Below are 9,845 nucleotides of genomic sequence, written 5' to 3'. Positions count from 1 at the left end.
CATCGTTTCCACGTTTTAAAGCTATAAATTTTCAATTTAAATCGTGGTCTAATTTTACCGAGGTATTATACTGGGAACATGTCGATCAATTCAAGGTTAACTTGTTCAAATATTTCTCCGGTTATAAAGACTTTCAGTTAGTTGATAAAATGGTTCAAGATCAACGTACCGTAATTGCTAATTTTATAGTTGAAAGCTTCGAGATTGAAATATTCGGGCAGAATAAACCTTCGCAAGAGCAGTATGCTTACAGACACATGGTAGTTGAGTACTATCTTCTACTTTCCAAGGGAAATAAGTTCAGGCAAACCATTAGGGAACTTAAGGATCAGGGATTTAAAACGGAACCAGCTTTTGCTCATGCTTTAGGATTGGAAGGAGATCCATATCTTGAACTTTTAAAATATGAAGAAAAATTAAAACCCTATCTGCCAACAAAAGCTAAAAAGCATTTTAATGCTTTTTAGCAGAAACGTTAGGCTAATTAAATTAAAAAAGTAGGCTAAATCTTAATTTTACTTTAGTTGCCCTTCTTCCTGCTCTCATTATGGAGCCACTAACTACATTTAACTAAAAACCATAGGGTGGACCCTTGGCAAAATTCAGATTAAAAACCTTTTGAAGGCTGTTTTCATTTGAAAAATTTAGGAGAACGTTGATACAGATTTAGTTATCACACAAAACTTCCCTGTATGTACATAGTGCTGCACTAACTATAAATTTACTAGAATTTAGGTGCGGGCGTCATCACGCGTGTCTACTAATCAGAGTCCCTTGTTTGTTAGGTATTGTATAGCAACTACCATCAGGTTTCGGCATCTCCTGATGGCGATGGTAGGCAAAAAAACATAAGGCAGAATAAAAGCGACGAGCAGTAGGTGAGGTGTGGCAGGAATTATTAAATTTAGAATTGAAACCTAACATGCGGCTCCATGGATGATTTAGATAAAGAAAATATTAAGCAGGAGGTTTTTGACCTGTACGACGATTATGCCCACAACCGCGTAACCAGAAGAGAGTTTATGCAGAAGCTCTCGACCTATGCAGTAGGAGGACTTACTGTTGCCTCTCTTATGAGCTTTTTATCGCCCGATTACCGAAGCACACTTCAAACAAACCCCGACGATTCGCGCCTGACTACCAGTTTTGTGACTTACAACTCCGAAAAAGGTGGTGGTCCGATCAGGAGCTTACTGGCTATGCCTGCCGATTCGAGAAAAAAGTTGGGAGGCATAGTGGTGGTACATGAGAACAGGGGGCTTAATCCATATATCGAAGATGTAGCCAGAAGAGCTGCGTTGGCAGGTTTTATTTCTATAGCGCCCGATGCCTTAACGCCCTTGGGCGGCTACCCGGGTAACGACGATGAAGGTCGGGCCCTGCAAAGCAAACGCGATAGAAACGAGATGCTGGAAGATTTTATAGCAGCTTTTGAATACCTGAAAAATCACGAGTACTGCAACGGCAAAGTGGGAGTGGTAGGTTTTTGCTTTGGCGGCTGGATTGCGAACATGATGGCGGTCCGTGTTCCTGACCTGGCGGCGGCAGTTCCGTTTTACGGTGGTCAGCCATACAGCGGAGATGTGCCGCAAATCAAAGCTCCATTACTCTTACATTTCGCCTCCCTTGATACGCGTGTAAACGAGGGCTGGCCTGCTTACGAAGCTGCTCTGAAAAAGCACAAAAAGCAGTACAAAGCTCATATGCATGAAAACGTGAACCACGGGTTCCATAACGACACTACACCCCGATACGATAAAGCCGCCGCAGAACTTGCCTGGAAAGAGACTATAGAATTCTTTCAGAAAAAAGTAAGCTAGTACAAAGTCAATTTTGTATCTGAAAACTCAAGGCATTAAGCTGCTTGTTTAAGTGAGATTAGTTATCTAGACCCAATTTCTAATTCTGAATTTCTTTTATTTAATTTGGCGAAGCAAAAGCCAAACAGTAACCCGACCCTTGACACTATTTTGCTGAAATTCCTTCTGGAGGCCATTTTTATGTAAATAATTGCTATTCATACCTGCCACTTTGTCGCCTTCAGGTCAATCATTTTATCAACCTAAAGGAAATAATGCTGCTATAAAAGATTCTTTTTAAGCAAAGCCGGTATGGCTGGAAACACTATTAAACACAAATAAAAAGTACGTGCATGATCAACTTAGTAAAGACATCTTCTGATAACCCGGATTTTGAAAAACTGGTAAGACTTCTTGATGAAGACCTGGCTATACGAGACGGAGAGGACCATGCTTTTTACGCGCAGTTCAATAAAATAAACAAAATAAAGCATGTGGTGGTGGCCTACCTCCAGGATAAACCAGTAGGCTGCGGTGCTATAAAAGAATACGACCCGACCACCAAGGAAATTAAGCGGATGTATGTGGTGCCGGAGCACCGGAAACGTGGCATCGCCACCAAGGTACTGGCAGCCTTAGAAGACTGGGCAAAAGAACTTGGCTACGCAAAATGTGTACTAGAGACCGGTAAAATGCAACCCGAAGCAATTGGGCTTTACGAGCGAAGCGGCTATAACCTAATCCCAAACTACGGTCAGTATGCCGGCGTTGACAATAGCCTGTGTTTTGAGAAAACAGTAGCCTCTAACGCTACTATTAATGAGGTGTAGAAAGTAGTCTAAAATTAAAAAAGTATCTACTTCAGATTGTGAAGAGCTTTATTCCTGATTTTTTCAAATGAAGGCACCCATACCAGCCACTGTAGACGACTATATTGCGGGTTTTCCGGAAGACATACAGCTGTTGTTGCATCAGATGCGGCACACGGTGCAGGCGGCGGCACCAGAAGCTGTAGAAACCATAAAGTATGCCATGCCTACTTATGTTCTGGAAGGCAATTTGGTTCACTTCGCAGCTTTCAAGAACCATATAGGGTTTTATACGGGTCCGTCAGGTATAGAGGCTTTTGAAGCAGAGCTTGCTGGTTATAAAAAAAGGAAAGGCACCATTCAATTCCCGTTTTCAAAGCCGTTGCCACTACAGGTGGTAAGCTCCATCGTAAGGTTCAGCGTAGAGGAAAATAAAAGGAAGGCACTGAAGAAAAAGCAACAGAAAACTGATTTACAATAACCTGATGAGCGCCGGAGAAAAAGTTACAAAGATCGATGGAGTTAAACGAAGCTCTCTTTTTAAGTTATGGCAACATTAATCTCGTTTTCAACCTAAAACTAAATCCGTTGACATATAAAGTTTGCAGTAACTTGATATGTATAGCCGGAATAAAAGCCTTGATTATAGCTGACGACACAACTTATCTGAAATCAACAGTTGACTTTTCCTATTTACACAGAATAAAAAATAATCTTGTGTTCTATTTTCTATTAAAGATGGCAGTACAAGTTCGGATTCCGATAAGTTAAGTCGCAGACTATAAACATCCCATTCTGAAATTAGAACCTTCAGCCAAATTTTTCTAATGAAATTGCCATTCAGAAGCATTTTAAGCCTTTTACTGCCAAGGGTTGCGTCTCCCTTACTTGCCCAGCATTCGGTCGGGGTTATCTGTTAAGAAGCTTTTCCACGATTTACTTCCAGACTTAGCATTGTTACCCTTCTGGTAGTGGTGGCACAGCGCAACCGCCAGCGCATCGGTGGCATCATAAAGCTTCGGGGCAGTTTCAATCTTCAGGATCTGCACCAGCATGCTGGCCACCTGTTCCTTCGAGGCATTTCCATTTCCGGTTACCGACTGCTTCACTTTTTTGGGCGCATACTCCACATACGGTATATCGCGCGAGAGGGCAGCTGCAATGGCAACCCCCTGAGCACGACCCAGTTTAAGCATGCTTTGCACGTTAGTGCCATAAAAAGGCGACTCAATGGCCAGCTCATCCGGCAGGTACTCGTCGATGAGCTGTATCATGCGGTCAAAAATTTTCTTTAACTTGATGGCGTGATTGCTGTAGCTCTTCAGGTGAATGACCCCATACTGAATCACCAGCACCTTAGAACCTTTTACCTCGATGAGGCCGTAACCCATTTCCTGCGTACCAGGGTCGATGCCAAGAATCAGTTTTTGGGGCGGAAGTGCGGGAGTGGAAATCATAGGGCACAAAATTAAGACAATAACTTGAACATTGATTCCAACAGGAGGTTCCTTTTATACCTGGGCAAAGCTATCGTGCTGGTGCTCACCCTCTTCTTTTTATACCGCCAGATTTTCTCAGCCCCCGATACGCTCCTGACCTGGGCCGGCATCTGGCAAGAGGCTTTTGCCAGTCCGGTACGTTTTCTGCTGGTGCTTACAGCTTTGCTCATTCCGGTAAACTGGGGCTTTGAGGCCCGGAAATGGCAGTTATTAGGTGGCAAGGTTGAGCGCATGTCTTTTAAAAGAGCCTATAAAGCAGTAATGGTAGGACTTACACTAGGCTTTATAACGCCCAACAGATTAGGTGATTACGCCGGCCGTGTTCTCGTATTAAAAAGCAGGCAGCGCCTCGATGCCATTGGGGCCATCTTTATAGGCCGGTTCAGCCAGTTGGTGGCTACTGTGCTGGTCGGATCGTTTGGCTTGCTGTATTTTATGGTGGTGTTCTATTGGCAGCAGTACCCGGCTGCCTGCCTTAGTGTGTTGCTGCTTTTGCTGGCCCTTACGTGTGCCCTGTTGCTGTTGCTTTACAATGCACGCGCCATGGTAGCGCTGGTTGCTGCCGTTCGGCCTTTACGCAAGGTTGTGCGTTACGTGGCGGTCATGAACAGGTATAGCTCCCGTGAGGTTACAGCGTTGCTCTGGCTCTCGCTGGGCCGCTACCTTGTTTTTCTGACACAGTTTATTTTGCTCCTGTACCTGTTTCAGGTGCGCCTGCCGCTGGTGCAGTATCTGAGCGGCGTATCGGGCACCTTCTTTCTTAAATCTGTTGCGCCTTCTGTCACCATTATATCCGACCTGGGCGTGCGCGAATTATCGGCTATGTACTTGTTTGGTTTGCTGGGGCAGGAGCGGTTGCAGGTGCTAAGTGCCAGCCTGAGTTTATGGCTGCTGAACATAGCGGTGCCAAGTGCCATCGGTCTGCTCTTTGTTTTCAGGTTAAAGTTTTTCCGGAAAGGTAAACGCGCATGAGTTACCTGCTCTTCCTTTCGCTGGCCGTGTACGGATACTTTATTGTACGGCGCTGGCACGCGTGGCAAAAAATGCCTGTAACTCATATCCCGGTTGGTTACCTACCTGCCACGGCTGTTTCGGTTATTGTACCGGCCCGAAACGAAGAAGGTCCCATCCGCCTATTGCTGCAGGACCTGGAGCAGCAGCGGTACCCCAAAGAGCTGCTGGAAGTGCTGGTAGTAGATGATCATTCAGAAGATGGTACTGCCAAAGTAGTAAGCGAGTACAGGAGTAAAGGCCAGATGAACGTGCGGCTCATTCAGCTGGCCAGCTACACGGGGCTGGCGCAGAAAAAGGCAGCCGTGCAGAAAGGCATTGAACTGGCGATGGGCAAGCTGTTGGTGTTCACTGATGGCGATTGCCGGGTACAGCCTGGTTGGGTGGCGCATTTTGAGTACATATATACCAGCCAGCAGCCAAAATTCATTAGTGGGCCCGTGTCTTTCTACAACACCAACAGCTTGTTTGAGCGCATGCAGCTCGTAGAATTCGCTTCGCTGATAGGAATCGGGGCAGCCTCTATTCAGTTAAACAGACCAAACATGTGCAATGGTGCCAACCTGGCTTATACCCGCGAGGTTTTTGAGCAGGTTGGAGGCTTTAGCGGCAACGAACAGGTAGCCTCCGGCGACGATGAATTTCTGCTGCACAAGATCAACAGGCATTTTCCGGGCAACGTGGCATTCCTTAAAAACGAGCAGGCCCTTGTGTACACTGAGGCACGCAAAAACCTGAAAAGTTTTATTTCGCAACGCGTGCGCTGGGCCAGTAAATGGAAATCGTACCAGGAGTGGCATGTGCAAATGCTGGCGCTAAGTGTGTTCCTGGTCAACTTCTTACTGCTGCTGGCGGTACCCTTTGCGCTGGGCGGGTACATGAGCATTTGGGTATTAGTAGGGGCTTATGCTATCAAGTTTGGAATAGATTTCTTATTTTTAAAGCGTATTCTAAGTTTTCTGAACAGGAAAAGTTATTTGGTGTACATGCTACCGTTGCAAATGGTGTACACGCCTTATGTAATTTATACAGCCATAAAGGGGCTTACGGGCCGCTACAGCTGGAAAGGACGTTTAATCCGAAACCCATGAGTGAAAACGAATTTGATTTACTGGACGAGTTATATTTTGTTACTTCCTATACCGACCTCAGAAGTACTTTGTCGCTAACCGACGATGAATTGTGTGCAGGGTTGAAAAGGCTGCTGGAGCAGGGGTACATTAAAATATTTTACCCTGACCCGGACACCGAACAGGAGTTTAACGAGAAAGCTTTCAGCCACCATTGCAAAGAGTATTTCTTTCTGGCTACCAAAGCCGGCCTTATTGTGCACAACTCTATTTAAATGGCAGGTACTGTTTTGTTGCCTCCTGTTTCAAGGCCACCATCTTACTACATCAGGCAACGCCTGCTGCGCAACAAGCCCGCCATGGTGGGGCTTGCCGTTATTGTGCTGGCCGTGCTGGTGGCGCTGGGTGGGTACGCCCTTATGCCCGATAGTTCGCCAAATGCCAACAACGGACTGGTGCAGGTGCAGAAACGTGCCCCCGGCTTTTCGACTACTATTCTGAAAATTACCCGCCCGGATGCGGCAGTGCAGCAGGTGAACCCGCTTGCCTTTGTGCTCTCCGGCAAACCAGCTGCTTTTTCAGAACTACCGGTCGAAAAAGTATCTTTTAAAGGCGACAGCCTGTATGCTCAACCGCTCCGAAGCAACAATGCCATGGCCGACCAGGTACGTGCTTTTGCTATGGCTGAGGTGGTAGATAACCCCAGACAGTACCAAAACCAGGCTGAAATGGCAGCAGCCATACGGCAGCAGAACCTGGAGAACCGCACCTTCTGGCTGGGCACCGACAAAGCCGGCCGCGATGTGCTGAGCCGCCTTATTCTGGGTACGCGCATCTCGTTGGGTATTGGGTTTGTGGCGGTGCTGATATCGCTGGTGCTGGGCATAACGGTAGGGGCCCTGGGTGGTTATTTCGGCGGATGGGTCGATAAGCTGATGCTGTTCCTGATGACGGTTGTTTGGTCGGTGCCGAGTATCATGCTGATGATCGCCATTAGCCTCGCCCTCGATAGCAAAGGTGTCTGGGTTGCGTTTGTTGCCGTTGGCCTCACCATGTGGGTAGAGGTAGCCCGTGTGGTGCGGGGGCAGATCCTGAGCCTGAAGGAAAAAACTTATGTGGAGGCGGCGCAGGTGCTGGGGGTAACGCAGTATAAAATTATTTTCCACCACCTGCTCCCAAACATTATCGGGCCGCTCATTGTTATTGCAACTGCCAATTTTGCCTCGGCCATACTAGTAGAAGCCGGGCTAAGTTTTCTGGGCCTCGGAGTTCAGCCGCCGGCACCCTCGTGGGGCATGATGGTGAACGAAGGTTTTCAGCTGATAGGTGCCAGAGCTGGCCTTTATTTAGTACTTTTACCAAGTATTTGTATTAGTTTGCTTGTGCTCGCTTTTAACCTGTTGGGTAATGGTTTGCGCGATGCTTATGATCCTAAAATCCCGCTTTCCAATGTCTGAAATCATTGTACCGAATACACAGCAGGAGCTGCAATTAAAGAAGCTGGAGCTATCGGCTTTGTTAGAGATAACGCAGGCCATTAACGAAAACCTGCCTGAGAGTGCGCTGTATAAGATTTACCACTTCACACTGTTGGCGCAGCTGCAGATAAATCGGCTGGTACTGTTTGTGCACGACGAAGACTGGCAGTGCAAAATTTGCTATGGCACAGAAATGGATTTCATGAAATGTGAAATGCCGGAAGAAATTGTGAACCTCCAGGAAATTACATTTATCGCAGGCTTGCAGGTAGATAAGCGCTGGCGAGGCTTCGAGATCGTAATCCCGATTTTGCACAATGGCCGGGTGCTGGCTTTTGTTATGATCGGTAAAATTCAGCCGTACTACAACAACCTGGAGGCACTTAACTTTCTGCAGACAGTCAGTAACATTATGCTGGTGGCCATAGAGAACCACCGCATGAACCGGCAACGGCTGGCACAGGAGTCTATCAGGCGCGAGATCGAGATTGCCCGTGAGGTGCAGTCGATGCTGTTCCCGAAGTCGCTGCCCAACGACAAAGATGTAACCATACATGCCAGCTATATTCCGCACTCTTCGATTGGCGGCGACTACTACGATTTTATAGATATAGACCAGGACCAGTTCCTGTTTTGTGTGGCCGATGTATCAGGGAAGGGAGTGCCTGCCTCTTTGCTCATGTCGAATTTCCAGGCTGGTTTGCGTACCATTTTGCGGCAGGTGGCCGACCTGAACACCGTGGTATCGGAACTGAACAACCTGATTTACCGGAACGCGATTGCCGAAAAGTTTATCACTGCTTTTCTGGCCATCTACAACCGCAAAACCCGCGAATTGAGTTACGTAAATGCAGGCCACAATTCTCCTATTTTGTTGCTGGAAGACAATTCGCACCGGCTACTGAACGAAGGCTGCACCATGTTAGGTGTGTTCGATGTGCTACCGTTTATGTCTGTTACCACCATTCAGGTACCCAGGCGGTCGGTGCTCTTCTGCTATACCGATGGCCTCACCGAAGTTTTCGATGCCTCAGAGGCAGAGTTTGGTGTGGAGGGTACCATTAACTACATGCAGAAGCACCGGTTCCTGAGCTCCAGGCTACTGCACTTGCAGCTGCTGAAAGAAATACACCTCTACAACGAAGAAGCCAAGTTCGACGATGACATTACCTTGCTTTCGTGCAGGTTCAAATAAGTGGCCAGAGGCAGCGGAATAGTCAGTACAAGCGCGGACACTCTCGCCATCATCAGTTTTAATTTCTAATTTTATGTTGGCGAGGCACCAGTTTTAACTCAAATTCTTGATTCGCTGGCAATCAATACCCTGGAGCAATTTAACTCTAAAAAGCTTCCGGAGGCCTTTTTCATTAGAATAATTCAGTTCTTCGGGAGTTTAACAGATTCCCGCCAAATGTAGCAGGACCCAAAACCATTGATCCGATTTCATAAAACACCAGCATTTCTGAAAAAGCTGATGCAGGGCTATACCTGGCATAAACCTGCTGCTGGCAAGCAACTCTATCTTACCTTCGATGACGGACCCATTCCGGTTGTTACACCTTTTGTGCTGAAGCAGCTGGCACAGTACCAGGCGAAAGCTACATTCTTCTGCGTAGGCGACAACGTGGCCAGACACCCCGATGTTGCGCAGCAAGTGCTGCAACAGGGGCATGTGCTCGCGAACCACACCTTCCATCACCTGAAAGGCTGGCAAACAACCTTACCTGCCTATGTAGGCGATACAGCGCGCTGCCACACCGAATTAGAAAAGCTGTACCCGGCAGGGCAGGCCAGAAAACTATTTCGACCTCCGCACGGGCGCATTACCGGAAAACAGGCCCGGGTGCTGCGGGAGCAGGGTTACGAACTTATTATGTGGGATGTGCTCACCAACGATTACGACAAAACTTTACAACCCGAAGCTTGCCTTAAAAAAGCAATAAAGTATACCCAAAGTGGCAGCATTATCGTATTTCACGACAGCCTGAAAGCGCAGCGAAACCTGGAGTTCGTGCTTCCTCGTTTTCTGGAGCACTTCGTCTCCTGTGGATATACTTTTTCGACCTTATGATTTTTTCTGTTGCCTATTTCATCCTGTTCTTCCTGCTTTTTCTGGTACTGCTGTTTTTATTTGCCTTCCACCGAAAAAAATACCCGAAACGGCCAGGTTCATACCCCC

General features: G+C 47.0%; 11 protein-coding genes. 10 read left to right on the top strand and 1 reads right to left on the bottom strand.

Annotated features, from left to right (window positions below; genetic code table 11):
• The 4 genes from FVR03_RS22830 to FVR03_RS22815 all read left to right on the top strand — a co-directional run.
• Positions 1–467, top strand: a 467-nt coding sequence (locus tag FVR03_RS22830; RefSeq protein WP_147924097.1) for a DUF4269 domain-containing protein, incomplete at its 5' end; no start/stop codon positions are given.
• 465 nt (positions 468–932) lie between these two features.
• On the top strand, positions 933–1,820 hold the full coding sequence (locus tag FVR03_RS22825; RefSeq protein ID WP_147924096.1) for a dienelactone hydrolase family protein: 888 nt from the start codon (positions 933–935) through the stop codon (positions 1,818–1,820).
• 332 nt (positions 1,821–2,152) lie between these two features.
• Complete coding sequence (locus FVR03_RS22820; protein WP_147924095.1) at positions 2,153–2,629, top strand: GNAT family N-acetyltransferase; 477 nt, start codon at positions 2,153–2,155, stop codon at positions 2,627–2,629.
• A gap of 67 nt (positions 2,630–2,696) precedes the next feature.
• Entirely contained in the window at positions 2,697–3,089 is a 393-nt protein-coding gene (locus FVR03_RS22815) for an iron chaperone (RefSeq protein ID WP_147924094.1), read from the top strand.
• Between the two features lie 403 nt (positions 3,090–3,492).
• On the opposite strand, the gene ruvC is transcribed toward FVR03_RS22815, so the two are convergent.
• Positions 3,493–4,065, bottom strand: a complete 573-nt coding sequence (gene ruvC / locus FVR03_RS22810; RefSeq protein WP_147924093.1) for a crossover junction endodeoxyribonuclease RuvC — start codon at positions 4,063–4,065, stop codon at positions 3,493–3,495.
• 24 nt (positions 4,066–4,089) lie between these two features.
• Here ruvC and FVR03_RS22805 point away from each other — a divergent pair, with 24 nt between their 5' ends.
• From FVR03_RS22805 to FVR03_RS22780, 6 genes are all read left to right on the top strand, one after another.
• On the top strand, positions 4,090–5,079 hold the full coding sequence (locus FVR03_RS22805; protein ID WP_147924092.1) for a lysylphosphatidylglycerol synthase domain-containing protein: 990 nt from the start codon (positions 4,090–4,092) through the stop codon (positions 5,077–5,079).
• Positions 5,076–6,209, top strand: a complete 1,134-nt coding sequence (locus FVR03_RS22800) for a glycosyltransferase family 2 protein (RefSeq protein ID WP_147924091.1) — start codon at positions 5,076–5,078, stop codon at positions 6,207–6,209. The genes FVR03_RS22805 and FVR03_RS22800 overlap by 4 nt, the downstream gene beginning before the upstream one ends.
• Positions 6,206–6,463 (top strand): hypothetical protein, encoded by a 258-nt coding sequence (locus FVR03_RS22795; protein ID WP_147924090.1) that lies wholly within the window; start codon positions 6,206–6,208, stop codon positions 6,461–6,463. Before FVR03_RS22800 ends, FVR03_RS22795 begins: the two co-directional genes overlap by 4 nt.
• Positions 6,464–7,645, top strand: coding sequence for an ABC transporter permease (locus FVR03_RS22790; protein WP_147924089.1), 1,182 nt, complete (start codon positions 6,464–6,466; stop codon positions 7,643–7,645).
• Entirely contained in the window at positions 7,638–8,861 is a 1,224-nt protein-coding gene (locus FVR03_RS22785) for a PP2C family protein-serine/threonine phosphatase (protein ID WP_147924088.1), read from the top strand. Before FVR03_RS22790 ends, FVR03_RS22785 begins: the two co-directional genes overlap by 8 nt.
• A gap of 237 nt (positions 8,862–9,098) precedes the next feature.
• Entirely contained in the window at positions 9,099–9,737 is a 639-nt protein-coding gene (locus FVR03_RS22780; protein WP_255474368.1) for a polysaccharide deacetylase family protein, read from the top strand.
• The last annotated feature ends 108 nt before the right edge of the window (positions 9,738–9,845 follow it).

Source organism: Pontibacter qinzhouensis (assembly GCF_008017455.1).
In the GTDB taxonomy this organism is placed as follows: Bacteria; Bacteroidota; Bacteroidia; order Cytophagales; family Hymenobacteraceae; genus Pontibacter; species Pontibacter qinzhouensis.
Note: the sequence above shows the minus strand (reverse complement) of the source record. Positions and strands in the feature narration are given on the sequence as shown.